The organism is Daejeonella sp. AP26 (genome assembly GCF_056680515.1).
This window is the reverse complement of sequence record NZ_CM155286.1, coordinates 3,074,411-3,100,044: the sequence shown is the minus strand read 5'-3', so window position 1 is coordinate 3,100,044 and position 25,634 is coordinate 3,074,411. Positions and strand designations below refer to the sequence as shown.

General features: G+C 41.0%; 36 protein-coding genes. 31 read left to right on the top strand and 5 right to left on the bottom strand.

Translation table 11 applies throughout. The annotated features are described in order from the left end of the window. Window positions 1-121 precede the first annotated feature (121 nt). Window positions 122-1,381, top strand: coding sequence for an NAD(P)-binding domain-containing protein (locus tag AC1MCB_RS13295; RefSeq protein WP_479965199.1), 1,260 nt, complete (start codon window positions 122-124; stop codon window positions 1,379-1,381). Between the two features lie 71 nt (window positions 1,382-1,452). Here the strand turns inward: AC1MCB_RS13295 and AC1MCB_RS13290 are convergent, their stop codons facing one another. Further along, window positions 1,453-1,983, bottom strand: a complete 531-nt coding sequence (locus AC1MCB_RS13290) for a hypothetical protein (protein WP_479965198.1) — start codon at window positions 1,981-1,983, stop codon at window positions 1,453-1,455. Window positions 1,984-2,152: 169 nt separating this feature from the next. Next, window positions 2,153-2,767 (bottom strand): hypothetical protein, encoded by a 615-nt coding sequence (locus tag AC1MCB_RS13285; protein ID WP_479965197.1) that lies wholly within the window; start codon window positions 2,765-2,767, stop codon window positions 2,153-2,155. 448 nt (window positions 2,768-3,215) lie between these two features. Here AC1MCB_RS13285 and rplC point away from each other — a divergent pair, with 448 nt between their 5' ends. The 30 genes from rplC (at window position 3,216) to dnaK (ending at window position 20,341) form a co-directional block, all read left to right on the top strand. Then, complete coding sequence (rplC, locus tag AC1MCB_RS13280; RefSeq protein WP_479965196.1) at window positions 3,216-3,833, top strand: 50S ribosomal protein L3; 618 nt, start codon at window positions 3,216-3,218, stop codon at window positions 3,831-3,833. Between the two features lie 4 nt (window positions 3,834-3,837). Further along, window positions 3,838-4,467, top strand: coding sequence for a 50S ribosomal protein L4 (gene rplD / locus AC1MCB_RS13275; RefSeq protein WP_479965195.1), 630 nt, complete (start codon window positions 3,838-3,840; stop codon window positions 4,465-4,467). A 1-nt stretch (window position 4,468) separates the two neighbouring features. Beyond that, entirely contained in the window at window positions 4,469-4,759 is a 291-nt protein-coding gene (gene rplW / locus AC1MCB_RS13270) for a 50S ribosomal protein L23 (RefSeq protein ID WP_479965194.1), read from the top strand. Between the two features lie 7 nt (window positions 4,760-4,766). Next, window positions 4,767-5,591 (top strand): 50S ribosomal protein L2, encoded by an 825-nt coding sequence (gene rplB / locus AC1MCB_RS13265; protein WP_479965193.1) that lies wholly within the window; start codon window positions 4,767-4,769, stop codon window positions 5,589-5,591. After that, window positions 5,591-5,857 carry a 30S ribosomal protein S19 gene (gene rpsS, locus AC1MCB_RS13260; protein ID WP_479965192.1) on the top strand — a complete coding sequence of 89 codons (267 nt, stop codon included), beginning with the start codon at window positions 5,591-5,593 and terminating at the stop codon, window positions 5,855-5,857. Before rplB ends, rpsS begins: the two co-directional genes overlap by 1 nt. A 3-nt stretch (window positions 5,858-5,860) precedes the next feature. Next, complete coding sequence (gene rplV, locus AC1MCB_RS13255) at window positions 5,861-6,223, top strand: 50S ribosomal protein L22 (protein WP_479965191.1); 363 nt, start codon at window positions 5,861-5,863, stop codon at window positions 6,221-6,223. 3 nt (window positions 6,224-6,226) lie between these two features. Beyond that, the gene (gene rpsC / locus AC1MCB_RS13250; RefSeq protein WP_479965190.1) at window positions 6,227-7,120 is read left to right on the top strand and encodes a 30S ribosomal protein S3; all 894 of its coding nucleotides are present in this window, start codon (window positions 6,227-6,229) and stop codon (window positions 7,118-7,120) included. A gap of 41 nt (window positions 7,121-7,161) precedes the next feature. Further along, on the top strand, window positions 7,162-7,584 hold the full coding sequence (rplP, locus tag AC1MCB_RS13245) for a 50S ribosomal protein L16 (RefSeq protein ID WP_479965189.1): 423 nt from the start codon (window positions 7,162-7,164) through the stop codon (window positions 7,582-7,584). Window positions 7,585-7,661: 77 nt separating this feature from the next. Then, window positions 7,662-7,889 carry a 50S ribosomal protein L29 gene (gene rpmC / locus AC1MCB_RS13240; RefSeq protein ID WP_479965188.1) on the top strand — a complete coding sequence of 76 codons (228 nt, stop codon included), beginning with the start codon at window positions 7,662-7,664 and terminating at the stop codon, window positions 7,887-7,889. Between the two features lie 14 nt (window positions 7,890-7,903). Beyond that, window positions 7,904-8,158 (top strand): 30S ribosomal protein S17, encoded by a 255-nt coding sequence (rpsQ, locus tag AC1MCB_RS13235; protein WP_079702232.1) that lies wholly within the window; start codon window positions 7,904-7,906, stop codon window positions 8,156-8,158. Between the two features lies 1 nt (window position 8,159). After that, a complete protein-coding gene (rplN, locus tag AC1MCB_RS13230) occupies window positions 8,160-8,528 on the top strand; it encodes a 50S ribosomal protein L14 (RefSeq protein WP_010599900.1) in 369 nt (122 codons plus the stop codon). 2 nt (window positions 8,529-8,530) lie between these two features. Then, window positions 8,531-8,872, top strand: coding sequence for a 50S ribosomal protein L24 (gene rplX / locus AC1MCB_RS13225; protein ID WP_479965187.1), 342 nt, complete (start codon window positions 8,531-8,533; stop codon window positions 8,870-8,872). After that, window positions 8,872-9,441: a 50S ribosomal protein L5 gene (gene rplE, locus AC1MCB_RS13220; RefSeq protein WP_479965186.1), complete on the top strand. Its 570-nt coding sequence runs from the start codon at window positions 8,872-8,874 to the stop codon at window positions 9,439-9,441. The genes rplX and rplE overlap by 1 nt, the downstream gene beginning before the upstream one ends. Continuing rightward, window positions 9,441-9,710, top strand: coding sequence for a 30S ribosomal protein S14 (gene rpsN / locus AC1MCB_RS13215; RefSeq protein ID WP_163402611.1), 270 nt, complete (start codon window positions 9,441-9,443; stop codon window positions 9,708-9,710). The genes rplE and rpsN overlap by 1 nt, the downstream gene beginning before the upstream one ends. A 140-nt stretch (window positions 9,711-9,850) precedes the next feature. Next, a complete protein-coding gene (rpsH, locus tag AC1MCB_RS13210) occupies window positions 9,851-10,249 on the top strand; it encodes a 30S ribosomal protein S8 (protein WP_479965185.1) in 399 nt (132 codons plus the stop codon). 18 nt (window positions 10,250-10,267) lie between these two features. Continuing rightward, window positions 10,268-10,825: a 50S ribosomal protein L6 gene (gene rplF / locus AC1MCB_RS13205; protein WP_479965184.1), complete on the top strand. Its 558-nt coding sequence runs from the start codon at window positions 10,268-10,270 to the stop codon at window positions 10,823-10,825. 5 nt (window positions 10,826-10,830) lie between these two features. Continuing rightward, window positions 10,831-11,184, top strand: a complete 354-nt coding sequence (gene rplR / locus AC1MCB_RS13200; protein ID WP_479965183.1) for a 50S ribosomal protein L18 — start codon at window positions 10,831-10,833, stop codon at window positions 11,182-11,184. A 20-nt stretch (window positions 11,185-11,204) separates the two neighbouring features. After that, window positions 11,205-11,723 carry a 30S ribosomal protein S5 gene (gene rpsE / locus AC1MCB_RS13195; protein WP_479965182.1) on the top strand — a complete coding sequence of 173 codons (519 nt, stop codon included), beginning with the start codon at window positions 11,205-11,207 and terminating at the stop codon, window positions 11,721-11,723. A 5-nt stretch (window positions 11,724-11,728) separates the two neighbouring features. Further along, window positions 11,729-11,908, top strand: coding sequence for a 50S ribosomal protein L30 (gene rpmD / locus AC1MCB_RS13190; protein ID WP_163402601.1), 180 nt, complete (start codon window positions 11,729-11,731; stop codon window positions 11,906-11,908). Between the two features lie 2 nt (window positions 11,909-11,910). Further along, the gene (gene rplO, locus AC1MCB_RS13185; protein WP_479965181.1) at window positions 11,911-12,357 is read left to right on the top strand and encodes a 50S ribosomal protein L15; all 447 of its coding nucleotides are present in this window, start codon (window positions 11,911-11,913) and stop codon (window positions 12,355-12,357) included. Between the two features lie 3 nt (window positions 12,358-12,360). Continuing rightward, on the top strand, window positions 12,361-13,686 hold the full coding sequence (gene secY / locus AC1MCB_RS13180; RefSeq protein ID WP_479965180.1) for a preprotein translocase subunit SecY: 1,326 nt from the start codon (window positions 12,361-12,363) through the stop codon (window positions 13,684-13,686). Window positions 13,687-13,691: 5 nt separating this feature from the next. Then, window positions 13,692-14,477 carry a type I methionyl aminopeptidase gene (map, locus tag AC1MCB_RS13175; protein ID WP_479965179.1) on the top strand — a complete coding sequence of 262 codons (786 nt, stop codon included), beginning with the start codon at window positions 13,692-13,694 and terminating at the stop codon, window positions 14,475-14,477. A 93-nt stretch (window positions 14,478-14,570) separates the two neighbouring features. After that, a complete protein-coding gene (infA, locus tag AC1MCB_RS13170; protein WP_026897900.1) occupies window positions 14,571-14,789 on the top strand; it encodes a translation initiation factor IF-1 in 219 nt (72 codons plus the stop codon). Window positions 14,790-14,857: 68 nt separating this feature from the next. Further along, window positions 14,858-14,974, top strand: a complete 117-nt coding sequence (gene rpmJ / locus AC1MCB_RS13165; RefSeq protein ID WP_036678297.1) for a 50S ribosomal protein L36 — start codon at window positions 14,858-14,860, stop codon at window positions 14,972-14,974. A gap of 81 nt (window positions 14,975-15,055) precedes the next feature. After that, window positions 15,056-15,433 (top strand): 30S ribosomal protein S13, encoded by a 378-nt coding sequence (rpsM, locus tag AC1MCB_RS13160; RefSeq protein ID WP_479965178.1) that lies wholly within the window; start codon window positions 15,056-15,058, stop codon window positions 15,431-15,433. Between the two features lie 13 nt (window positions 15,434-15,446). Beyond that, window positions 15,447-15,836, top strand: coding sequence for a 30S ribosomal protein S11 (gene rpsK, locus AC1MCB_RS13155; RefSeq protein WP_479965177.1), 390 nt, complete (start codon window positions 15,447-15,449; stop codon window positions 15,834-15,836). A 75-nt stretch (window positions 15,837-15,911) separates the two neighbouring features. Then, complete coding sequence (rpsD, locus tag AC1MCB_RS13150; protein WP_479965176.1) at window positions 15,912-16,520, top strand: 30S ribosomal protein S4; 609 nt, start codon at window positions 15,912-15,914, stop codon at window positions 16,518-16,520. Window positions 16,521-16,590: 70 nt separating this feature from the next. After that, window positions 16,591-17,583, top strand: a complete 993-nt coding sequence (locus AC1MCB_RS13145) for a DNA-directed RNA polymerase subunit alpha (protein ID WP_479965175.1) — start codon at window positions 16,591-16,593, stop codon at window positions 17,581-17,583. A gap of 73 nt (window positions 17,584-17,656) precedes the next feature. After that, a complete protein-coding gene (gene rplQ, locus AC1MCB_RS13140) occupies window positions 17,657-18,187 on the top strand; it encodes a 50S ribosomal protein L17 (RefSeq protein ID WP_479965174.1) in 531 nt (176 codons plus the stop codon). Between the two features lie 231 nt (window positions 18,188-18,418). After that, the gene (gene dnaK, locus AC1MCB_RS13135; protein ID WP_479965173.1) at window positions 18,419-20,341 is read left to right on the top strand and encodes a molecular chaperone DnaK; all 1,923 of its coding nucleotides are present in this window, start codon (window positions 18,419-18,421) and stop codon (window positions 20,339-20,341) included. 93 nt (window positions 20,342-20,434) lie between these two features. On the opposite strand, the gene AC1MCB_RS13130 is transcribed toward dnaK, so the two are convergent. From AC1MCB_RS13130 to AC1MCB_RS13120, 3 genes are all read right to left on the bottom strand, one after another. After that, entirely contained in the window at window positions 20,435-21,361 is a 927-nt protein-coding gene (locus AC1MCB_RS13130) for a nucleotidyltransferase family protein (protein ID WP_479965172.1), read from the bottom strand. Window positions 21,362-21,512: 151 nt separating this feature from the next. Further along, on the bottom strand, window positions 21,513-23,081 hold the full coding sequence (locus tag AC1MCB_RS13125) for a helicase HerA-like domain-containing protein (protein ID WP_479965171.1): 1,569 nt from the start codon (window positions 23,079-23,081) through the stop codon (window positions 21,513-21,515). A 93-nt stretch (window positions 23,082-23,174) separates the two neighbouring features. After that, window positions 23,175-25,595: an alpha/beta hydrolase family protein gene (locus tag AC1MCB_RS13120; RefSeq protein ID WP_479965170.1), complete on the bottom strand. Its 2,421-nt coding sequence runs from the start codon at window positions 25,593-25,595 to the stop codon at window positions 23,175-23,177. Window positions 25,596-25,634 lie beyond the last annotated feature (39 nt).

Below are 25,634 nucleotides of genomic sequence, written 5' to 3'. Positions count from 1 at the left end.
TTTAAGGTTAAGAGCTGTCATATTAAATATGACAGCTCTTTTCGTTTATACGCCGTTTGGCAACATCAATTAATCTTTTAATAAGTGTTTACAAACCATTGCACCCTGTTAACTTAGCAAAATGAATATAGGTATCATTGGTTTGGGTGATATGGGCATCCTCTACGCTAAAGCATTTGCTAGAGCGGGCTATGCAACTTTTGGTGCTGATCTTCCCGAGCTGCGGGACAAGCTTGACGCTGAGCTCTCCTCTTTTGGAATCACTGTGTTACCGGATGGAAAAGATGTTTCCCGCCGTTGTGATATAATCATTTATTCTGTGGAGGCCGAAAAGATTGCGCGGGTTGTAGAGCAGTATGGCGCATCAACCAAGTTCGGTGCGATTGTAGCCGGACAAACCTCTGTTAAGCATCCGGAGATAGCCGCTTTTGAGAAATATCTGCCCTCCGACATTCATATTGTTACTTGCCACTCACTTCATGGTCCGGGTCTTGATCCGGAAGGTCAGAAACTAATTGTTATTCCGCATAGAACAAGCGCTGAGGCTTATCAGCGTATGACCGATGTTCTGGCTTCGCTGGGCTCTCTGATGGTCGAGATTGCTGATTTTCATGAGCACGACAGAATTGTTGCAGATACCCAGGCGGTAACGCACTTAGGATTTGAAAGCATGGGTACTGCATGGAAAGGAGCAGGTTTTTTCCCCTGGGAGAATGCTTCGTACGTGGGTGGCATTGACAACGTTAAGATTTTGACTACCCTGCGGATCTTCAGCTATAAATCGCATATCTACAGTGGCCTGGCAATACTTAATCCTTACGCTCGACAGCAGGTTAAACGATATGCGCAATCGGAATCAGACCTCTTTAAGATGATGATCAAAGAGGAGGAATCTGAGTTACGTGAACGAATATATAAGGCCCGGGACTTTGTATTTCAGGAGAGTCGCACGCCGCTAATGCTGGACGATAAAATTATGAAGGAGTTTTCGTTATCGGGCCAGCCTGGACAGGCTAAACCGAACTCGCATTTGAGCCTGTTAAGTATGGTTGATGCCTGGTATCATCTGGGAGTTAACCCCTATGATAACCTGATTTGTCAGACACCACCCTTCAGGCTTCGGCTTGGCATAGCTGAATACCTATTTAAGAACGAGGATCTGTTAGAAGAATCAATTGAGACAGCACTTTACGATAAAAGTATTCGGAACGATGACCTTGAATTTCATTCAGCGGTTCGTGAATGGTCATCTATAATCTACTATGGTGATCTGGATGGTTATAAACAGCACTTTGACCAAACTAAAGAGTTCTTCGCAGAAAGGCTCCTTCAGGGAAGGCAGCGAAGCGCGGAATTGATCCGTAAACTGCAGATAGAATAACCTCTGTTTATTTTTAAACGCAAAAAAAAGTCTCCCGTTTATAGAGAGACATTTTTTAATAAGAGACTTGCTTAGTTCTTCTTTTTCACTTCACCGTCTTCTATTTTAATTTTAGAATCACCGTCTTTGATCTTTACATCATCGCCATCAACCTTCTTCTTGTAGTCACCGTCTTTTACCTTTGACTCTTCGCCATCAATTTTAACCTTTGAATCGCCGTCCTTGATTTTAATCTCATCGCCATCTATTTTAACTTTCGTTTCATCAAGCATCCACTTTCCTTCTTCTTCGATCAGCATATTGTTTACTACCATACCTGTTCTGAAGAGTGTATCGTTAGTTGAAGTATTAACATAAAAATCAACTGGTACTTTAGCGATAGAATCAGTTGCGTAACCGGTGCTTTCATCCCTGACAATATAAATTTCTTTTCCAGTGTTGAGATCAACATAGGTGCCTGGCTCAACTGTTGATTCGGTCGTCGTTGCGGTGGCCATATCCATATCAGCATCAGCTGCGGTATCTGTAGTGCCATCATTGTTACAAGCCATCAGGGCAACTGTCATTGAAGCGCCCAGTAATAATCCGTGTATAGATTTCATATATTTAATTTGTTGGTTTCACACCCCAGTGCAAGTACTCTACCAAAAATTAAATAATAGCTCTCAAGTTGCGGAGAGGCATAAAATGAGATCCTCGAATTACACGAGTTGAAGAAAGCTGTATAAATTAATAGGCAATTTGTAAATTGATCTATTGTTACGAGATAAATTATCGTTTGAGTAATTCGTCAACACGATTCTTTTCAGTCTGAAGTTCCCGGGCTAGCTTCTTTTCCTTGTCGTTAGCTTTGGTTTTAAAGGCTTGGAATTCTTCAGCCAGGTCCGAATAGAGATTAGTTCTATAGCGGGCTTCTTTGCGCAAACTTGTAGATTGTAAAACAACAAAGGCAAAGGCAGCCGCAAGTACAATCAGCAAACCCCACATAATCCAATTATAGGTTGATTTATTGACGGACATTCCCAGCAGGCTAATCTCATCTACCATTGATTTAGATTCAGTTAAGCTTTGTTCCTTACCCGATACGTCGGCCTTTAGTGTACTGATTGTTTTCTTTTGGGTGGCAATCTGCTGTTGTGCCTGCGTAAGTTTATTTCGGGTTTGGCGCAACGAGTCGGCAAAATTTCTTTGAAAACTGGATAATCGCGCTGGATTGACAATCTTAAATCCCTGTGCATTATTTTTTGACTTTTGAATAATCTCCCGATATTGGCCGGAAAGGCTCTTGTCGACCGTCGCAGTCGTGTCCTGCGCCTGTAATGATGTTGCCGAAGTAGCGATAGTTAACGCCGAGAAAAATAAAAACGTAAATAATTTTTTTAACATAATAAATCGAACATTGATAAGTTAGACATTAAACCCTTGTAGAGTCCATTTTATTGTTTTGGTGTTAAATTTATGCCATATAATAATTATAAAGATTGGTAAACACGAAGATTATCACCTGGCTGAATATTAAAAGGGTGGTCGATCTACAGTAAATTGCTATTCGCTTATTGTTCTGGTGTTCGTCCGCCGAGAACTATTGCCCTGGATGGCAGCAATTGATCAGAGTGTTTTGGGCTGTTAAATATGTATATCGAACTCTGATTTCCTTTTTTAAAATAAGGATTTACTTCGGCAATCAAGTTGTTGCAATGATTATTTTTAAAATAACTCGCTAACTGTTTGATAATTAATAAGACTTTTCTATCTTTGCCCTCCCTTAAAGGGGTTTACTCTGCCTTGAACGAAGCCCTACTGCTTCGATGGGCACAAAAAGAATTATTAGAAAATGTCAGGAATTATTGGAAAAAAAGTAGGAATGACCAGCATTTTCGACGCTGACGGGAAAAACATCCCCTGTACGGTGATCGAAGCTGGGCCATGTGTAGTTACTCAACTACGCACCGTTGATCAGGACGGCTACACAGCTGTTCAGTTAGCTTTCGACGAAAAGAAAGAGAAAAACACATCCGGACCACTTAAAGGACATTTCGCAAAAGCAAACACTACTCCAAAGCGCAAGCTTGTGGAGTTTAAGACGTTTGAAGATGAGAAAAGCCTTGGTGACACCGTTACTGTAGAAATTTTTGCCGAAGGCGATTTCGTAGATGTAGTTGGTACATCAAAAGGTAAAGGTTTTCAGGGTGTTGTTAAGCGCCATGGTTTTGGTGGTGTGGGTGGTCAAACTCACGGTCAGCATAACCGCTTAAGAGCGCCGGGTTCGATTGGAGCTGCTTCATGGCCATCACGGGTATTTAAAGGAATGCGCATGGCTGGTCGTATGGGTGGTGATCGTGTGAAGATCCAAAACCTTGAAGTTCTGAAAGTATATCCGGAACAAAATTTAATCGTAGTTAGCGGTTCTATCCCGGGAGCTAAAGGATCTTACGTAATTGTTGATAAATAAGGAGATGGAAGTTAACGTAATAAACATATCAGGCAAAGAAACAGGTGCCAAGGTGCAACTTCCTGATGCGATCTTCGCGGTTACACCGAATGATCACGCAATCTACTTAGATGTTAAGCAATACTTAGCCAATCAGCGCCAGGGAACGCACAAGTCTAAACAACGTAATGAAATTGCTGGTTCAACCCGCAAATTATATAAGCAAAAAGGTACAGGTGGTGCCCGTGCCGGATCGATCAAGTCTCCATTGTTCAATGGTGGTGGTCGTGTATTCGGTCCTCAGCCACGTGATTATAGCTTCAAGCTGAACAAAAAGCTGAAATCTTTAGCTCGTAAGTCGGCCTTGACCTATAAAGCACAGGATAACAATATCTTAGTTTTAGAAGAATTCAGTTTCGACTCGATTTCAACGAAAAACTATGTGAAATTAGTAGCAGATCTTAATCTGACTGACGCTAAAACACTTTTGGTATTGCCTGAGGCAAATAATAATGTTTACTTATCAAGCAGAAACTTGAAGAAAGCTAAAGTAGTAACCGCTGCTCAGTTAAATACTTATGATGTATTGAACGCCGGAACTTTGTTGCTGACTACAGAAACTGTTAAAACATTGGAGGAGGCATACGCCAAGTAAGATGGAAATTTTAAAGAAACCGATCTTAACAGAGAAAGCGTCATTATTAACTGAGAAGTTAAACCGCTTTACTTTTAAAGCTGATCACAGAGCCAACAAATTAGAGATCAAACAAGCGATCGAAAAAATGTATGGCGTAACTATCGAAGCTATCAATACTATGGTAGTTGTAGGTAAAGTAAAATCCCGTAACACGAAAGCCGGTATTACATCTGGCCGTGCTGCTAAGTACAAAAAAGCGGTTGTTACATTGAAGGATGGAGAAACAATTGACTTTTACAGCACTATTTAATTAAGACATGGCAGTAAGAAGATTCAAACCGGTTACCCCTGGTACTCGTTTCAGAGTAGGAGGAGTATTTTCTGATGTAACCACTAACGTTCCTGAAAAGTCGTTGGTTACTTCAATTAAGAAGTCAGGTGGTAGAAACCACTCCGGTAAAATGACTATGCGTTATCTCGGTGGGGGACATAAAAAGTCATACCGATTGATTGATTTTAAACGCGATAAAAACGATATCCCCGCAACTGTTGCCACTATTGAGTACGATCCGAATCGTAGCGCACGTATTGCCCTGGTAAATTATGCCGATGGCGAGAAACGTTACATCATTGCTCCTGAAGGATTAACAGTAGGTCAGAAAATTGTTTCTGGCGAAGCTTCCGCTCCGGAAATTGGTAATGCGTTACCATTAAAGAATATCCCTTTAGGTTCTATTATTCATAACATCGAATTGAATCCTGGTCAGGGCGCAATCATTGCACGTAGTGCAGGAACTTATGCGCAGCTATCAGCCCGCGACGGTAAGTATGCAATCATCAAGATGCCTTCAGGCGAAACTCGCATGATCCTGGCAACTTGTATCGCAACTATCGGAACTGTTTCAAACTCTGAGAAAGCTAACGAAGTGTTAGGTAAAGCAGGTAGAAATCGTTGGTTGGGTAGAAGACCAAGAGTAAGAGGTGTTGCAATGAACCCTGTCGATCACCCTATGGGTGGTGGTGAAGGTAGATCATCAGGTGGTCACCCTCGTTCAAGAAAAGGTTTGTTATCGAAAGGTTTCAAAACCCGCGACAAAAAGAAATCATCCGATCGTTACATTATAGAGAGAAGGAAGAAATAATGGCTCGTTCAATAAGAAAAGGACCTTACATAGATCATAACGTAGAGAAGAAAGTATCTGCGATGAATGAAGGCAACAAAAAATCAGTGATCAAAACCTGGTCACGCCGGTCAATGATATCTCCGGATTTCGTAGGACATACTTTCGCGGTACATAACGGGAATAAATTTATTCCGGTTTATGTCACTGAAAACATGGTCGGTCATAAATTAGGTGAATTCTCTCCAACCCGGACATTTAGAGGTCACTCTGATAAGAAAAAATAAGCAATGGAAGCAATAGCAAAATTAAATAATTGCCCTACCTCACCACGTAAGATGAGATTGGTTGTAGACCTGATCCGCGGCGAAAGAGTTGAGAAAGCGTTATACATTTTAAAGTATACCAATAAGGAAGCTGCAATAAGAGTTGAGAAATTATTATTGTCGGCAATCAAAAACTGGGAATCTAAGAACGAAGGCCAACGTCCGGAAGACAATGAATTGTTTGTTAAAACAATCATGGTAGACGGTGGGCGTCAGTTGAAAAGATTAAGACCAGCTCCTCAAGGTCGTGGTCACAGAATTCGCAAGCGTTCTAACCACGTTACGTTGATAGTTGATAGTAAGAATGTTGAACCAAAAGCTAACTAAGGAATGGGACAAAAAGCAAATCCAATAGGTGCCAGATTAGGTATCATCAAAGGATGGGATTCTAATTGGTTCGGTGGCAATGACTACTCCGAGAAATTAGTTGAAGACGAAAAAATCAGAAAATACCTTTCTGCACGTATTTCAAAAGGCGGTATATCGAAAGTAGTTATCGAGCGTACTTTGAAGCGTATCACCATCACTGTTCACACTGCCCGTCCGGGTATTGTAATCGGGAAAGGTGGTCAGGAAGTAGATAAGATCAAGGAAGAGTTAAAGAAACTGACTAAGAAGGATGTTCAGATCAATATTTTTGAGATCAAACGCCCAGAATTAGACGCGCAGCTGGTAGCAGAAGGTGTAGCCAAGCAATTGGAAGCACGTATCTCTTTCCGTCGTGCGATGAAAACTTCTATCGCATCAACCATGCGTATGGGAGCTGAAGGGATCAAAATTATGTGTTCAGGTCGTTTAGGTGGTGCCGAGATGGCGCGTACCGAGCAATACAAAGACGGCAGAACTCCATTGCATACATTCCGTGCTGACATTGACTACGCTTTAGCTGAGGCTTTGACTACCTACGGTAAGATTGGAGTTAAAGTATGGATCTGTAAAGGTGAAGTATACGGCAAACGTGATCTTTCTCCAAATATCGGTCAAACAACTGGTGTTAAAGGTAGAGATGGTGCTCCGGCTGGTTTCGGCGGTGGCGACAGACGTGGTGGCGCAGGTGCTGACAGACGTAGCGGTGATAACCGTGGCGGTGGTCAGAACCGTGGCGGTGCAGGTGGTGGACAAAATCGTGGTGGCGGCGCCGGTGGTGGTGCAAACCGTGGCGGAGGCCCTGGACAAAATCGTGGCGGCGGTAACGCTGGCGGTGGTTTCAGACCGAAGAAATAATTAATGATTCAGACATCGTATAACGATAAAAAAATAAGATAATGTTACAGCCAAAGAGAACGAAGTTCAGAAAGATGCAGAAGGGCAAAATGAAAGGTTTAGCTACCCGTGGTGCTGAACTTGCATTCGGTTCTTTCGGAATCAAATCATTAGAGCCTGCCTGGATCACCAGTCGTCAGATTGAAGCAGCCCGTATCGCGGTCACCCGTTTCATGAAACGTGAAGGCCAGGTGTGGATCCGTATATTTCCTGACAAGCCAGTAACCAAGAAACCAGCCGAAGTACGGATGGGTAAAGGTAAGGGTGCTCCGGAATATTGGGTAGCAGTAGTTAGACCAGGAAGAATGATTTTTGAAGCTGAGGGAGTTCCTTTAGAAGTTGCTAAAGAAGCATTACGTTTAGCGGCTCAGAAATTACCGGTTCAAACAAGATTTGTGACACGTAGAGATTACGTTGAAGTATAACTAGTTGTAAGTTATAAGTTGAGAGTTGTAAGTTGAATTACATCTGCAACTTACAATCCCAACATAAATAAAGAAAAATGAAAAACTCAGAAATTTTAGCGCTTACAACTGAAGAGGTAGTAGCCAGAATTAATGAAGAGAAAGCTAATCTCACTAAATTAAAATTTGCGCATACTGTTTCTACTATTGAAAATCCAACTCGGATTACTAAAGTTAGAAAAGATGTAGCACGTTTAAACACAGAATTGACTAAGCGCAAAGCGGCTGCCCAGGCAACTGCAGAGCCAGAGTCCGCTTCTGAATAAATCAAAAGTCCAAAATGGAAAGACAATTAAGAAAAACAAGGACCGGGTTAGTGGTAAGCAACAAGATGGAGAAATCTATTGTAGTTGCGGTAGAGCGGAAAGTGAAGCACCCGATTTATGGTAAGTTCGTTAAGAAAACTACCAAATTTATGGCTCATGACGAGACTAACACCTGCGGAATAGGCGACACGGTGTTAATTATGGAAACTCGTCCGCTGAGTAAGACCAAGAATTGGAGATTAGTGGAAATTTTAGAAAGAGCTAAGTAACATGGTACAACAGGAATCAAGACTGAATGTTGCTGACAACAGCGGAGCTAAAGAAGTTTTAGTGATCCGTGTTTTAGGTGGTACCGGTAAGCGTTACGCATCCATAGGTGACAAAGTAGTTGTCACTGTAAAAAGTGCGCTGCCATCAGGTAACATTAAAAAAGGAACTGTCTCTAAAGCAGTTGTTGTGAGAACAAAGAAAGAGATCAGGCGTAAAGACGGATCATACATCCGCTTTGACGATAACGCAGCGGTATTATTAAATGCACAGGACGAGCCGCGTGGAACACGTATCTTCGGCCCGGTTGCCAGAGAATTGCGTGAAAAGCAATTCATGAAAATTGTATCATTAGCACCGGAGGTATTGTAATAATGGAAAAGAAACAAAAACAACAACCTAAATTCAAGATCCGTAAAGGTGACCTGGTTCAGATTATGGCCGGTGATTCAAAAGGAACTCAGGGAAAGGTTTTAGAAGTATTATTAGCTAAGGACAGAGTTATTGTAGAAGGTGCTAATATGGTATCTAAGCATACAAAGCCAAGCGCTGCTACACCTAACGGTGGAATCGTTAAGAAAGAAGCTGCCCTGCATATTTCAAATGTGATGGTGATTGATGCAAAATCAGGTAAACCATCCCGTGTAAGTAAACAAAAAAATGCTGAAGGTAAATCCGTCCGCATCACTAAAAAGTCTGGGGAGGAAATTAAGTAATGGCTTACGTACCAAGATTAAAATCAAAATATAAAGAGGAAATCGTTAGCGCTTTAAAGGAGAAATTCCAGTATAAGAGCGTTATGCAGGTTCCTAAGTTGCAGAAAATTGCAATCAACCAGGGTGTTGGTGCTGCTGTTACTGATAAGAAATTGATTGACAACTCTATCAAAGAGATGACAACTATCACTGGTCAGCAAGCTATCTCAACTAAATCAAAAAAGGATATATCTAACTTCAAATTGCGTAAAGGTATGCCGGTTGGTGTGCGTGTAACATTACGCGATAACAATATGTACGAATTCCTTGATCGTTTGATCGCTGTAGCACTACCGCGAATCCGTGACTTCAAAGGAATTAATGACAAAGGTTTTGATGGCCGTGGAAATTATACTTTAGGTATAACTGAGCAGATCATCTTCCCTGAAATCAACATCGACCAGATCAACAAGATCATGGGTATGGATATAACTTTTGTAACCAACGCTAAAACTGATGTTGAAGCATTAGAATTGTTGAAGCAATTTGGTTTACCATTTAAAAATCAAACTCCAAATACAAATATATAATGGCTAAAGAAGGTGTAAAAGCACGTGAAGTTAAGCGTGCCCGATTAGTTGCCAAATATGCGGATAAACGTGCTGCAATGAAATTGGCAGGTGATTACGAAGGATTAGATAAATTACCGAAGAATGCCTCTCCGGTACGTTTGCACAACCGTTGTAAATTAACCGGCCGGCCACGTGGGTATATGCGTCAGTTTGGTATTTCACGTGTTACTTTCCGTGAAATGGCTTTGGCTGGTAAAATCCCAGGCGTTAAAAAAGCAAGCTGGTAAGCAATAAGATTAAAAGTTGAAGTTCAAAACAGAATAAGTCGGTTTTGAATTTCTACTTTTGCATTTCAAGAAAAAATTAACCGATGGAAGGTCGTCCCTGAATAGGTTGGGGAAGGAAACCACCATCATAAAGCAATAAAATGAATACAGATCCAATAGCAGATTATCTTACTAGAGTAAGGAATGCCATTAAGGCCAACCACAGGGTTGTTGAAATTCCTGCATCAAACCTCAAAAAAGAAATGACAAAAGTTCTTTTTGATAAAGGTTACATCACAAATTATAAGTTTGAGGACACTGATGCGCAGGGAACAATTAAAATTGCACTGAAGTATCACCCAATAACTAAAATCCCTGCTATACGTACCATATCCCGTATCAGTAAACCAGGTTTAAGAAAGTATGCTGGTGTTGATAACATGCCACGTGTATTAAATGGTTTAGGAATCGCCATCATTTCTACTTCTAAAGGTGTAATGACTGATAAGGAAGCCAAGAATTTGAACATCGGTGGCGAAGTGTTATGTTACGTTTATTAACAGGAGGATAATAAGAAGATGTCAAGAATAGGAAAAGCCCCGATCAGTATTCCAAGTGGAGTTACTATAAGTGTTTCAGATGACAATATTGTTACCGTTAAAGGCCCTAAAGGCGAGTTAACCCAACAAATAGATCCTGAAATGTCAATCGCTCAGGAAGACGGCACTTTAACAGTTGACCGTCCGTCAGAGCAGAAACGCCATAAAGCATTGCATGGTTTGTATCGTTCGTTAATCAATAACATGGTTATTGGTGTTACTGAAGGATACAAAACTCAGCAAGAGTTAGTTGGTGTTGGTTACCGCGCAACAAACCAGGGTAATACATTAGACCTTGTATTAGGATACTCTCACCATTATGTGTTTCAGTTACCTAAAGAGATTAATGTAACGACTACCGCAGAAAAAGGTAAGAACCCGATAATTATATTAGAAAGCATCGACAAGCAATTGTTAGGTCAAGTAGCAGCTAAAATACGTTCGTTACGTGCTCCAGAGCCGTACAAAGGTAAGGGTGTGAAGTTTGTTGGTGAAATATTAAGAAGAAAAGCTGGTAAATCAGCTGCTAAAAAATAATCATAATGGCAGGAATTAAATTATCTCGCAGAGAGCGAATTAAAAAAGGAATCAGAAAAAGATTAACCGGTTCTGCTGAGCGCCCACGTTTATCTGTTTACAGAAGTAACAAAGGAATTTACGCTCAAGTTATTGACGATTTAAGCGGCAAAACCATCGTTTCAGCATCATCTTTATCAAAAGATTTTACTGCAAACGGAAATAAGTCTGAGCAATCTAAAGCAGTAGGTAAGGCTGTAGCTGAGAAAGCAATAGCGGCCGGCGTTAACCAGGTTGTATTCGACAGAAATGGTTATTTGTATCACGGTCGTGTTAAGTCATTAGCAGAAGGCGCACGTGAAGCTGGTTTAATATTCTAAGCACCGTTTAAAACAAGAAGATGTCAACAATCAATATAAAAAGAGTAAAGACTAGCGAAATTGAATTGAAAGATCGCTTAGTGAGCATCCAGCGTGTTGCCAAAGTTACCAAGGGTGGGCGTACCTTCAGTTTTTCAGCTATCGTTGTGGTAGGTGATGAAAACGGTGTGGTTGGTTACGGACTTGGGAAAGCAAAAGAGGTTACTGAAGCAATTGCTAAAGGAATTGATGATGCAAAGAAAAATCTGGTAAAGGTTCCGGTAATTAACGGTACAATTCCTCATGAGCAGTATGGTAAATACTCTGGTGGTTTTGTATTTATTAAGCCAGCAGCTCCAGGTACCGGTGTTATAGCAGGTGGTGCGATGCGTGCGGTATTGGAAAGTGCTGGTGTACATAATGTACTTGCAAAATCAAAAGGATCCTCTAACCCGCATAACGTGGTTAAAGCAACTGTATTAGCATTATCACAATTACGTGACGCTTATACGGTAGCTCAGAACCGTGGTGTGGATTTAAACAAAGTATTTAACGGATAATCATCATGGCCAAGATTAAAATAACTCAAATCAAAAGCGTTATCGATAGAAGCGAACGCCAGAAAAGAACCATGCAAGCGTTAGGTTTAAGGAAAATCAACCACTCTGTGGAGGTTGAAGCTAATCCGGCCATTATCGGCATGGTTAGAAAAGTCAATCATTTAGTAGCAGTAGAAAGTATCTAGTCATGAACTTAAGTAATTTACAACCTGCAGAAGGTTCAACAAAAAATAGAAAACGTATTGGCCGTGGTACCGGTTCGGGCCGTGGTGGTACATCTACCCGGGGGCACAAGGGTGCTGGATCCCGTTCAGGATATAAAAGCAAAGTAGGTTTTGAAGGTGGTCAAATGCCTTTGCAACGTCGTGTACCTAAAGTAGGTTTCAATCCTATTAACCGTACTGAATATGTATCAATTAACTTAGATGCTCTTCAGGCTTTGTCTGAGAAGTATAACCTGACTACGATCGATTTCGATACTTTCAGAGAGCATGGTTTAGCTTCTAAAAACGACCTGGTTAAAGTACTGGGACGTGGAGAATTGAAAGTTAAATTAGATGTTACCGCTCATGCGTTTTCAGCTACTGCTCAGAAAGCAATAGAGGCTGTTGGTGGTGCGATAGTTAAATTGTAATACATGAAGAAGCTGTTCACAACATTACAGAACATCTGGAAAATTGAAGACTTAAGATCGCGAATTTTATTCACGCTCTTTTGTCTTTTAATCTACAGGATAGGTTCATTTATTGTGTTGCCTGGTGTAAATCATGCAACTTTGCAGGCCGAGGCAAAAGACGGTTTGCTTGGTTTGTTGAACATGTTTGCAGGTGGGTCATTCTCCAGGGCATCAATATTTGCGTTGGGTGTAATGCCTTATATTTCCGCATCTATTGTAGTACAACTTTTAGGAACTACTGTTCCATATTTTCAGAAGCTACAGAAAGAAGGAGACAGTGGTCGGAAAAAAATCACGCAGTTTACTCGTTATTTGACCATTGGTATTACTGCTCTTCAGGCGATAGGTTATGTACGGTCTCAGATCAGTGCTGACGCTCGCTTGATGTCTGAGCCACTATTTACAATTTGTTCCATGGTTATTTTAACTGCCGGAACCCTCTTTGTTATGTGGTTAGGTGAGAAGATAACGGATAAGGGAATTGGAAATGGTATTTCTTTGATCATTATGGTTGGTATCATTGCTCAGCTTCCATTTGGTGCTGCTGCAGAGGTAACTTCCCGTATGGGCGGGCAAGGTGGCTTGATTACAATTATTGTAGAGATGGCAGCTTTATTCCTGGTGGTTATGTTTACCATTTTGATTGTGCAAGGTGTAAGAAAGATTCCTGTGCAATACGCGAAGAAAATTGTGGGGAATAAGCAATATGGTGGGGTACGTCAGTACATTCCATTAAAAGTTACTGCTGCCGGGGTTATGCCGATCATTTTTGCGCAAGCGATTATGTTTGTTCCTGCAACAATAGGCCAGTTCTTTCCCGAAGCCCAATCATCGTTTCTAGCTTCCTTTAGTGATTATACTTCTTTGACGTATAATCTTACGTTTGCTATAATGATCATTGCCTTTACGTTCTTCTACACAGCAATAACCGTTAACCCGGTGCAAATGTCTGACGATATGAAGAAAAATGGTGGATTTATTCCTGGGATTAAACCAGGTAAAGCAACTGGTGAGTATATGGATGGGGTAATTTCTAAGATTACGTTACCTGGTTCTATTGCAATTGCTTTTGTAGCTATACTTCCTTCGCTTGCAACTGTTATGGGTGTTAATAGTCAATTTGCTCAATTTTACGGAGGCACATCGCTTTTAATTTTAGTGGGTGTTGTATTGGATACATTACAACAGGTCGAAAGCCATTTGTTAATGCGTCATTATGATGGATTGATGAAGACAGGGAGAGTGAAAGGCCGTACTCAGGTTGCTGCCGGTGGACCGGTAATATAAGGGTCATGTCAAAAATTATTTATAAGTCTATCGAAGAGATAGAACTCATAAGAAAAAGTTCTTTACTTGTTTCGAGAACACTTGGTGAAGTTGCTAAAGTGATTAAGGCTGGGATTCAAACTATAGAGTTGAACAAGCTTGCTGAGACCTTTATTAGGGATCATGGTGGAGTTCCAGCGTTTTTGAACTATAACGGATTTCCTTACTCTCTTTGCATTTCGCTTAACGATCAGGTTGTACACGGGTTCCCAAGCTCCTATGTTCTTAAGGACGGAGATATAGTCTCGGTTGATTGTGGTGCCGTCCTGAATAAGTTTGTAGGAGATTCTGCATATACTTTCACTATCGGTGAAGTTAACCCAGAAACTTTGAAGCTTTTACAGGTTACTAAAGAGTGTTTAGATCTGGGAGTTGAGAAAGCGATTGTTGGTATGCGCATTGGCGACATCGCCTTTGCAGTTCAGCAGCATGCTGAGAGCAATGGTTTTGGAGTAGTTAAAGAACTCGTTGGACACGGGGTAGGACATAAGCTTCATGAAAAGCCGGAAGTGCCTAATTATGGAAAACGTGGCTCGGGAGTGAAATTGGAAGAAGGAATGGTTATAGCTATTGAACCTATGATCAATGCCGGAAGGCCAGGGGTAAAGTTTTGGAGCGATGGATGGACTGTAAGCACTACAGATGGCAAACCATCAGCCCATTATGAGCATACTGTTGCGATTAAGAAAGGGAAACCAGACATTCTAACAACGTTTAGTTATGTTGAAGAAGTTTTGGAACAAATTAAATAAAAAGTGAATATTTTTATTTAATTTTGCGTCCCCGTACGGATGGCTTTGCATCTGGCAGGCAACGGGTTAATAGAGTAAAGACCAGTAAAATATATGGCCAAACAGGCTTCGATTGAGCAAGACGGAATTATAAGAGAAGCATTATCTAATGCGATGTTTCGCGTAGAGTTAGAAAATGGACATGAGATCATCGCTCACATTTCAGGTAAAATGCGGATGCATTACATTAAGATCTTACCAGGGGACAAGGTGAAACTGGAAATGTCACCTTATGATTTGAGTAAAGGTAGAATTACATACAGGTATAAATAAGGCAGGCAGTAGTGATTCGGTTTGAGTCATAATGGTTTGTCAGGCAGATAAAGAATAATAACAAACAGATGAAAGTTAGAGCATCAATAAAAAAGCGTAGTGCTGATTGTAAGATCATTCGCCGTAAGGGTGTACTTTATGTGATCAACAAGAAAAACCCGAAGTATAAACAACGTCAGGGTTAAGAAAACTTTGATCATGGGTTTACGGAAACGATTTGTAATAAGTGAATCCGGATCGTAAATCTTAAATCGCTAAATAAAAATATGGCAAGGATAGCAGGTATTGATTTACCAAGAAACAAAAGAGGAGAGATCGGACTTACTTACATTTTCGGTATCGGCAAGGCAACTGCACAGCGCATTTTGAACACCGCAGGTATCAGTTATGATGTGAAGGTAGAAGAATGGACCGATGATCAGTTAGCAGCAATTCGTGGTTTAATTAACGACGAAATTAAAGTAGAAGGGGCCTTACGTTCTGAGGTTCAATTAAACATTAAACGTTTAATGGACATTGGATGTTACCGCGGTTTACGTCACCGTAAAGGATTACCAGTTCGTGGTCAGCGTACCAAGAACAACTCACGGACACGTAAGGGTAAGCGTAAAACTGTTGCAAACAAGAAAAAGGCTACTAAATAAGAATTGATAGATAATGGCTAAGACTAAAAAAGTAACCAAAAAGCGTGTTGTAATTGTAGAGCCCATCGGCGAAGCTCATGTAAACGCTACATTCAATAATATCATTATTACCTTAACCAACACTCAGGGTCAAACCATATCATGGTCGTCTGCTGGTAAGATGGGTTTCAAAGGTTCTAAGAAGAACACTCCATACGCTGCTGGTCAAGCTGCTGGTGATTGTGCTAAAGTAGCACACGATCTGGGCTTGCGTAAAGTGCAGGTTTATGTAAAAGGTCCTGGATCTGGTCGTGAATCAGCTATTCGTACTTTACAAACTTCAGGTATTGAGGTAACAACCATTCAGGATATTACCCCACTTCCGCATAACGGTTGTCGTCCTCCAAAAAGAAGAAGAGTTTAATATTTCAATTAATCAGTTTTAAAGCTAAGATTCTCTCAACATCAGGTTGGGATGATACTTTAAAAGCAAATTACCATGGCTAGATATACCGGACCGAAGTCCAAAATTGCCCGTAGATTCAGAGAACCAATTTTCGGTCCTGATAAGGCATTAGAAAGAAAAAATTACCCGCCGGGAATGCACGGGACCTCCAGAAAAAGAGGAAAGCAATCAGAATTTGCTGTGCAGTTAATGGAAAAGCAAAAAGTTAAATATACTTATGGTGTATTGGAACGCTACTTTGAAAACCTATTTGATAAAGCATCGGCAAAATCTGGCATCACCGGAGAGTTTCTATTGAAATTCTTAGAAGCTCGTTTAGATAATACAGTTTACCGTTTAGGGATTGCTCCAACCCGTTCTGCTGCCCGTCAGCTCGTGGGTCATAAGCACATTACTGTTAATGGCGAAATTGTGAATATCGCATCTTACGCACTACGTGCCGGGGACGTTGTTGCTGTTCGTGAACGTTCGAAATCATTGGAAGCTATTACTACATCTGTAGCTGGCCGTACAATAAATAAATATAGTTGGTTAGAGTGGGATGCTAATACCTTAACCGGTAAGTTCCTGAATTATCCAAGTCGCGAGGAGATTCCTGAAAATATCAAGGAAAATCTTATCGTCGAATTGTACTCTAAGTAATCGGTATCTTTCCTTTTATGGGAAAGGCCTGTTACAAATAAATTTAACAATTACAATTAGCAATAATTAAATGGCAATTTTAGCATTTCAGAAACCTGATAAAGTTATCATGCAGAAATCTACGGATTTCGACGGCACTTTTGAATTCAGACCATTAGAGCCTGGGTTTGGTGTTACTATCGGTAACGCTTTACGTCGGATCCTATTATCTTCTCTGGAAGGTTTTGCGATAACTTCTGTTCGGCTTTCAGGTGTTTCTCACGAGTTCTCGACTATCAAAGGTGTGGTTGAGGATGTAACTGAGATCATCTTAAATTTAAAGCAGGTACGTTTACAGAAAATTGGAGATACTGGAGATTCTGAAAAAATATTCGTGATCATTAATGGTCAGGATCAGTTCAAAGCCGGTGACATTTCAAGGTTCTCAAATAACTTTACCGTATTAAATTCTGATATGGTAATTTGTAATATGGAAACCTCTGTTACTCTGGAAATTGAACTTACAGTAAACAAGGGTCGTGGTTACATTCCAGCGGAGGAGAACAAGAATGCTGATGCACCTGTAGGTGTTATCGCAATTGACTCTATTTATACCCCGATAAAGAACGTTAAGTATACCATTGAAAACTTCAGGGTTGAGCAAAAGACGGATTACGAGAAGTTAATTCTTGATATCACAACTGACGGTTCCATACATCCGGAAGAAGCTTTAAAAGAGGCTGCTAAAATCCTGATTCATCACTTCATGTTATTCTCGGATGAGAACATCATGTTTGAATCTCAGGCTAAAGAAGAAACTAAGGAAGTCGACGAGGAAATTTTACACATGCGTAAAATACTTAAAATGGAATTAGTTGATCTTGACCTTTCTGTACGTGCATTAAATTGCTTGAAAGCGGCAGACATCCGCTCATTAGCTGATCTAGTATCATATGATGTAGCAGATATGTTGAAATTCAGAAATTTTGGTAAAAAATCTTTAACGGAAATTCAGGATTTAGTTAAATCAAAGGGATTGTCTTTTGGGATGAATCTTTCGAAATTTAAATTAGACGAAGAATAATAAGCGAACGGCATAATTCCCGGTCCCTGCAAAGGTCGACTGACGGTATGCACGTGCACAACAAAACAAACAAATGAGACACGGTAAAAAAATTAATCACTTAAGTCGTACAGACAGTCATCGTCGTTCGATGCTATCTAACATGGCTTCTTCGCTTATCCTTCACAAGCGTATCACAACTACGCTTGCGAAAGCAAAGGCATTACGTACATATGTAGAGCCACTAATCACTAAGTCTAAAACTGATACTACACATTCACGTCGTACGGCTTTCAGTTACTTGAAGGATAAAGAAGTAGTAGCAATGTTGTTTAGAGATATTGCAGAAAAGGTAGCAACTCGTCCTGGCGGTTATACTCGTATTCTTAAACTGGGTAATCGTTTAGGTGATAATGCTTCTATGGCGATGATCGAACTTGTTGATTACAATGAACTTTATACTACCGGCGAAGTCGCTGCTGAAAAGAAAACAACTCGTCGTCGTGGTGCAAAAGCAAAGAAGACAACAACAGATGCTCCAAAAGCTGAGAAGGAAGAAGTAACGTCTGAAACGAAAGTTGAAGCTTCATCTGAAGCAGAATCTGAGGAGAAGAAAGGAGAGTAATCTTTCTAAAGAATACTTCAACCCGCTTAAATAAGCGGGTTTTTTGTTTTACGAGGTTTTGGTAAAGCTGAATATTTGTTTTTTATGACATCCTGTCATTTTTACATAAGTCTTACCTGACGTAGATGTTGTCAAATTCCTGTCATGACGTGTCTAATGCCAGTTGGCACATCCCTTGATACAAGGTAGTAGCTATCGAATTAAATTTTAAAAACTAAAGTATATATTAACATGTCAAAAATCATTGGTATTGACTTAGGAACCACAAACTCATGTGTGGCAGTAATGGAAGGTAATGAGCCTGTAGTTATTTCCAACAGTGAGGGTAAGCGTACTACTCCATCGATTGTCGCTTTCGTAGACAACGGGGAACGCAAGGTGGGTGATCCTGCAAAACGTCAGGCGATTACTAACCCTACGAAAACGATCTCTTCTATTAAGCGCTTCATGGGTAATAACTTCAATGAAGTTACAAAAGAAATGGAACGCGTTCCCTATACAGTTGTTAAAGGCGATAACAACACACCCCGGGTGGCAATTGATGACCGCAAGTATACCCCACAGGAAATTTCTGCGATGATATTGCAGAAAATGAAGAAAACTGCAGAAGATTTCTTAGGACATGAGGTAAATGAAGCAGTAATTACTGTTCCTGCTTATTTCAACGATGCTCAACGTCAGGCCACGAAGGAAGCTGGTGAAATTGCGGGTTTAAAGGTTAGCCGGATTATCAACGAGCCCACCGCTGCTGCACTAGCTTACGGTTTAGACAAAGCTCATAAAGATATGATGATCGCGGTCTTTGACTGCGGTGGTGGTACACATGACGTGTCCATTCTGGAGCTAGGCGATGGTGTTTTTGAAGTGAAATCTACTGATGGTGATACTCACCTTGGTGGTGACGACTTTGATGCAACTATTATCGATTGGTTAGCAGATGAATTTAAAAGCGATGAAGGCATTGATCTTAGAAAAGATCCAATGGCATTACAGCGTTTGAAAGAAGCCGCTGAGAAAGCTAAAATAGAGTTGTCAAGCACTACCCAGACCGAAATCAACTTGCCGTATATATCTGCAGGTGATGGAATGCCTAAACACCTTGTTAAAACATTAACCCGTGCTAAATTTGAGCAATTAGTTGACAGCCTGGTTAAACGTACTATTGAACCTTGTAGAACTGCTTTGAAGAATGCAGGTTTGAAGACTTCTGATATCGATGAAATTATTTTAGTAGGTGGTTCTACTCGTATTCCAGCAATCCAGGAAGCTGTTAAAGCGTTCTTTGGCAAAGACCCGTCAAAAGGAGTAAACCCTGATGAAGTGGTTGCTATCGGTGCCGCTATTCAGGGTGGCGTATTAACTGGTGAAGTTAAGGATGTACTATTATTAGATGTTACTCCGCTTTCATTAGGTATCGAAACGATGGGTGGTGTTATGACTAAACTGATTGAATCTAATACGACCATCCCAAGTAAGAAATCTGAGACTTTCTCTACTGCGTCCGATAATCAGCCTTCGGTGGAGATTCATATCTTACAAGGTGAGCGTCCAATGGCAAACCAAAACCGTACAATCGGTAGGTTCCACTTAGATGGTATTCCACCTGCGCCACGCGGTATTCCTCAAATTGAAGTAACCTTTGATATAGATGCTAATGGCATCCTGCATGTTGCTGCCAAAGATAAAGCAACAAATAAGGAACAGAAGATTCGTATTGAAGCTTCTTCAGGTTTAACTGACGAAGAAATCAAGAGAATGAAAGATGAAGCTGAAGCGAACGCTGAATCAGATAAAAAAGCAAAAGAGGAAGTTGAAAAGCTAAACGCAGCTGATGCTCTGATCTTTTCTACTGAGAAGCAGTTGAAGGAATACGGTGATAAGATCTCTGCTGATAAAAAGCAACCAATCGAAGAAGGTTTAGCTAAGCTGAAAGAAGCTCATGCTTCCAAAAACTTTGATGCTATTGAATCTGCTCAAACGCAGCTACAAGAAGCTTGGAATGTTGCATCTGAAGAGATGTATAAAGCTACTCAGGAAGGTGCTCCAGCAGGCGGTGCTGAACAAGCTCAGCCAGACGGCCAGGCTCATCAGGATGCGGGCGATTCAGTTACTGATGTTGACTTCGAGGAAGTAAAAGAAGACGATAAAAAGTAATAGAGTAAAGATTCCAAAAGAAAAACCCCGGTCAACTTGACCGGGGTTTTTCTTTTTATAAAGGTTCCCAAGAAAGTTCAATTCTTCTGCAATCTATCTGACATTTAAGTTTTCAGTCTGCTTCCACAGATCTTCCGGATACGAGCCATTAGAAACCAGCTCTGCAAGACTATGCATTACAATTGGCTTGTCTTCTTTATAAGTCACTCCAAACCATTTAGAGGAAGTCGGAATAACTTTAAAATTAGCTTCACCACTTTTAACTAGCCCTTCAGCCATTAAAGGAATAAAAAACTCTGCTTTAGGACTATTTTCATTCTCTTCGACAAACTTCTTAAACATTTTTTCACTTTGAGCGAAGATCGCTGGAGTGAATCCCCAAAAGTTCATTGACGCTCTGGCATCCTCATGTAGAGGCGTGGTGTTGCCATTATCATCTTCATAAACAATCACACCGTCCTTCATGTAGACTTTCGTACGCTCGTTAATCTCTTCAAGGTTTCCCTCTGCATTTACTTTACAGATCCCTCTGGATACAGAACCATATTCAGACAATGTTTTATCAACTTCATACCCCATCAAGGAGTAATAGTCATCCCGAACTTCATTTGTCAGGAACCTAGCCATTTTCTCAAAGGCATCATATCCATAAAAATCGTCCGCGTTAATCACACAAAACGGCTCATTTATCTGGTTACGGGCAGCTAATACAGCGTGACCAGTACCCCAGGGCTTCTGTCTTTCAATTGTTTTGTCAATGCCAAAGGGAGTTAAGTCATAGCTCTGAAACACATAATCCGTTTCAATTTTACCTTGCAGTTTCGGTTCAAATATTGATTTAAAGCTATCCAGAAATTCTTCACGTATTATAAAAGTCACTTTGCCAAAGCCTGCACGAATAGCATCGTAGATTGAATAGTCAATTATTGTTTCACCGTTCGGGCCAAAGGCATCAGTTTGTTTCATACTTCCGTAACGGCTTGCCATCCCGGCAGCTAAAATAAGTAGGGTGGGTTTCATTAATTTTTGATTTTAAAGTAAATAACAAACCCTCATGTAATTTTTTATGTTAGCATGAGGGTCTATTCTGCTAAAATAAGAATCAGATTTTAAACAAGGAATTTGTCCCAATGTTTAAGATCTTTAAGAATAAAGAGTGCGTGTTACTGATCTAAAAGCCAAACACGCCGCCACTTCTGCTCCGCGGTTCCTTGCCAGTAAGCATTCCAAACAAACCACGTACTATAGCTGTGCCAATTTGCCTGGTTATCGGAGCATTCATCACTTTTTCCATCGTGCTTTTTTCTCCTCTTCGGGGTCGTTCTTCTTCTTTTTGTTTTTTCAGCTCTTCTTCCTGTGCCTTCACTGTTTCCTCTTCGGCCATTTTTTCATTGACTCGTTTGGTTAATATTTCGTAAGCACTCTCGGGATCCACAGATTCTTTATACTTAGAATATAGCTCGCTTGTTTGAAGCAGAGTATCGCAATCTGCCACAGACATCGGCCCCATTACCGAACGAGGTGGTATCAAATGTGTAGCTACCACTTCTGTAGGAATTCCCTTTTCATTCAATACTGTGATTAAAGCCTGACCGGTTCCTAATGAAGTAAGTACGCGGTCTATTTCATAAAAATCAGATTTTGGATATGTATTTGCAGTTTTTCTTAAAGCTTCAACATCATTTGGGGTGAAGGCTCTCAGAGCATGCTGAACACGGTTCCCAAGCTGAGCTAATACGCTTTCAGGTACATCCATAGGTGACTGGGTACAAAAGAATACGCCAATCCCCTTAGATCTGATTAGCCGGATAACCGTTTCTATTTGTTCCAGGAAAGCCTTTGATGAATCTTTAAACAAAAGATGAGCCTCATCAAAAAAGAACACCAGTTTAGGTTTATCCAGATCGCCTGCTTCTGGCATGCTGTAAAATATTTCAGCCAGTAAACTTAAAAGGAATGTAGAATAAAGTACGGGCTGATTCTGCACATCGGAGATGTTTAGCAGACTGATAACACCTTTCCCATCTATCCTGCTGAAGAGATCTTGTATATCAAAAGAACGTTCGCCAAATAGTTGAGAAAGTCCTTGCTGTTCAATGGCGACTATTTTCCTCAGTATTGTTCCCGAAGTGGATGTCGAAATAGTACCGTATGTTTCTTTAATCTCAGCAGCACCAGAGCCGTCAGCCAGATAAGAGATCACCTTTTTCAAGTCATTTAAATCAACCAGGGCGAGTTCGTTATCATCAGCATATTTAAAAATAACCGCCATAACGCCAGCCTGTGTTTCATTAAGACCCAAAACTTTGGATAGGAGGACAGGCCCAAACTCGAGGACAGTAGCCCGCATTTGCGAACCTAGCTTTCCTGACAATGAATATAGTTCTATGGGAAACCCGGAGGGTACGAATGGCTTTCCGATAGCAGTTGCCCTCTCTTCTATTTTTGGGTTTGTTGAGCCAGGCTGGTTTAATCCTGACAGATCACCTTTTACATCCAGCATAAACACTGGAACTCCTGCATCCGATAGCTGCTCAGCAATTAACTGAAGTGTACGTGTCTTTCCGGTACCTGTTGCTCCGGCGATTAGTCCATGCCGGTTCATCATTTTTAATGACAAGTTAACTTCGGCAGGTGCTATAATATTGCCATCTAAAATGCCCGATCCTAAATAGATAGCGGGGGTTTTAGTTGTATAAGTAGCATTTATTTTTTCAGTAAACAAGGTGGCTCTTTCCATGCAGAGAATCTTAAGATGTGCTGAATTTACATAAAATTATAAAACAAGAGAGGCAATTCATTTTCGAATTGCCTCTCTTGCTGTATCAGATGTTTACTTTGTTGAAGTCTCTGCAGAAGCTTTTTTGACATATCTTTCAAGCCATTGATCCATTTCCCAAAGCATATGTAAAACTGATTCTCTAGCTCTGTACCCATGTGACTCGGCCGGTAAAAGAACCAGCCGGCTTGTTGCACCATGGCCTTTAAGAGCATTAAAGAAACGTTCGCTTTGCATCGGGAAAGTTCCCGAATTATTGTCCGCTTCGCCGTGTATCAGCAATAAAGGCTCTTTAATCTTATTAGCAAAAGAAAAAGGAGACATTTTATTGTAAACTTCCGGCACTTCCCAGTAACTGCGTTCCTCCGCCTGGAAACCAAAAGGAGTGAGGCTCCGGTTATACGCACCGCTACGCGCGATGCCAGCAGCAAACAAGTCTGTATGGGCTAGTAGATTTGCTGTCATAAAAGCTCCATAGGAATGGCCACCTACGGCAATTCTCTTCGGATCTGCGACGCCCATCTTTACAAGATGATCTATTGCTGCTTGCGCGTTAAATTTAATCTGATCAACAAAAGTGTCATTTGGATTCTTATTGCTTTCGCCAACTATAGGCATATCTGCATTATCCAGAACAGCATATCCCCGGGTAACCCAATAGACAGGCGATCCCCAACTAATGCGTGTAAATTGATAAGGCGATCCTTTTACCTGACCAGCGGCTGCTACAGTCTTAAATTCACGAGGGTATGCCCAGACCAAAACAGGTAGTCTTCCCTTTTTAGGGTCATAATCCTTGGGCAGATACAAAGTACCGGTTAGATTTAGTCCGCCGTTTCGTTTATAGTTGAGCAGTTGTTTTTGAACACCTCTAAGTTGTGGATATGGATCAGCGAACGATGTTAGGGCCAGATGATTTTGGTCAGGAAGTCCCACATAGTAATAGTTAGGAACCGAATCGACAGTTTCGCGACTGGTAATCAAAAACTTTTTATTGCTGAAAAATACGGGCCGTTCGTAATATGGAGCTTTGGAACGAAATATAGTATCAGTTATTTTGGCTTTAGTATTGAATTTGAAAATAAAGGGGCGGTTTCCCTGTGGTGACGCACCTTCGCTGATAGTAAATATATTTTGATTTTCAGTCAGCAGGACCGGTAAGTTGTATTCGTTTTTCTTTGTGATAAAAACACCGGGATCAGCATAAGCATTCTCATAATAGAAATCAAACAAGTTGACCCGATATCTTTCATTTCCCGGTTTTATAAAAACGCGGCGTTCTGCCCTCGTTTTCCACCAACGCTCGGTAACAATAGCCAGCTGGTCATTTCCCCAGTTAATCTTGTTAAATCTCATGTAACAATCTGCAAGTTTTAACGGTGCAGAATTGAATGGAGCGGCCAATGTGTAGATAATATCTCTAAGCGGAACCCTGATATTAGGATCACCACCATCCATTGCTTCCACCCAATATAAAGTGGCAGCCTTATCCGTACGCCAGCCAAACTCTCTTGGCCCTGTCGCAACAGCATCAAACCCTGACGGTAGGTTCTCAGCAAGTGGCGCATTAAATAATGTCTTTACCAACTTTCCTTTGTCACTGTAAAGTTCTGTTGTATAAGGGAAGAGGTAAGCCGGCACCAGGTAAGAGTAAGGACGTTTGATAGCTTCGACAAGTAAATAATCGCCATTAGGCGAAAACTCAAATGAGCGAAATACTCCTGGTTCACTGAAGTTGGTGACAACGCCATTCAAGCTTACAGTTTTTAAGGTGGCCGTGAAATAGTAGTCGAATAGCAACTCCTCATAAGGATTTTTAAGCAAGTCCTGGTAAGTGCGTGAAGGCGCAGCTTTCCCTGTACTCTCCTGCACTATCGGTCCTGTAGGCGTCGTTGAGGACGCCGGGGCTTTTCCTCTTGCTTCGCTGATAACCTTTGCCAAAATGCTTTTGCTATTGCGAGCCCAGATGAAACTATTCCCATACGCCGTATTAAGGAAGACTGAGCTTAGCCTCTTAGCAGCCCTGGTCTCCAGGTCAGCAATCCACAACTCAATGCCAGAATCTGTGCTATTTGTAAACGCAATCTTTTCCTCGTCCGGAGACCAGGTAACATCATCAATCTGCGGATTTTGAGGTAATCCTGAAAAAGAATAATCTTCGTTTTTTTCAACGGATTTAAGCCGTATGCCATTGAATGTGGTACCGCGGCTCTTTCCATTATTGGCAGGATTAATTCTTAAACCCGCCAGCCGAAGTTCTGGTTGAGATACTTCTTTAATAGAAGGTAATCCAGGGCTCTCAAGTAATAGCATCCATTTACCATCAGAACTGATGCGGACGGTGGGAGTAGTTGGTGCATCTGCCAGATCTATTATAGATTGGGGTGGTTTCTGATATAAAGGCCCATCCTGTGAAACCGCGTTTAATGCAGGTAACAAAAAAACGAGTAGTCCTGCTTTTTTTAGAAAATTCATTATTAATAAACTTTAAGGGTGGCAAGCTAACCCTGCCAC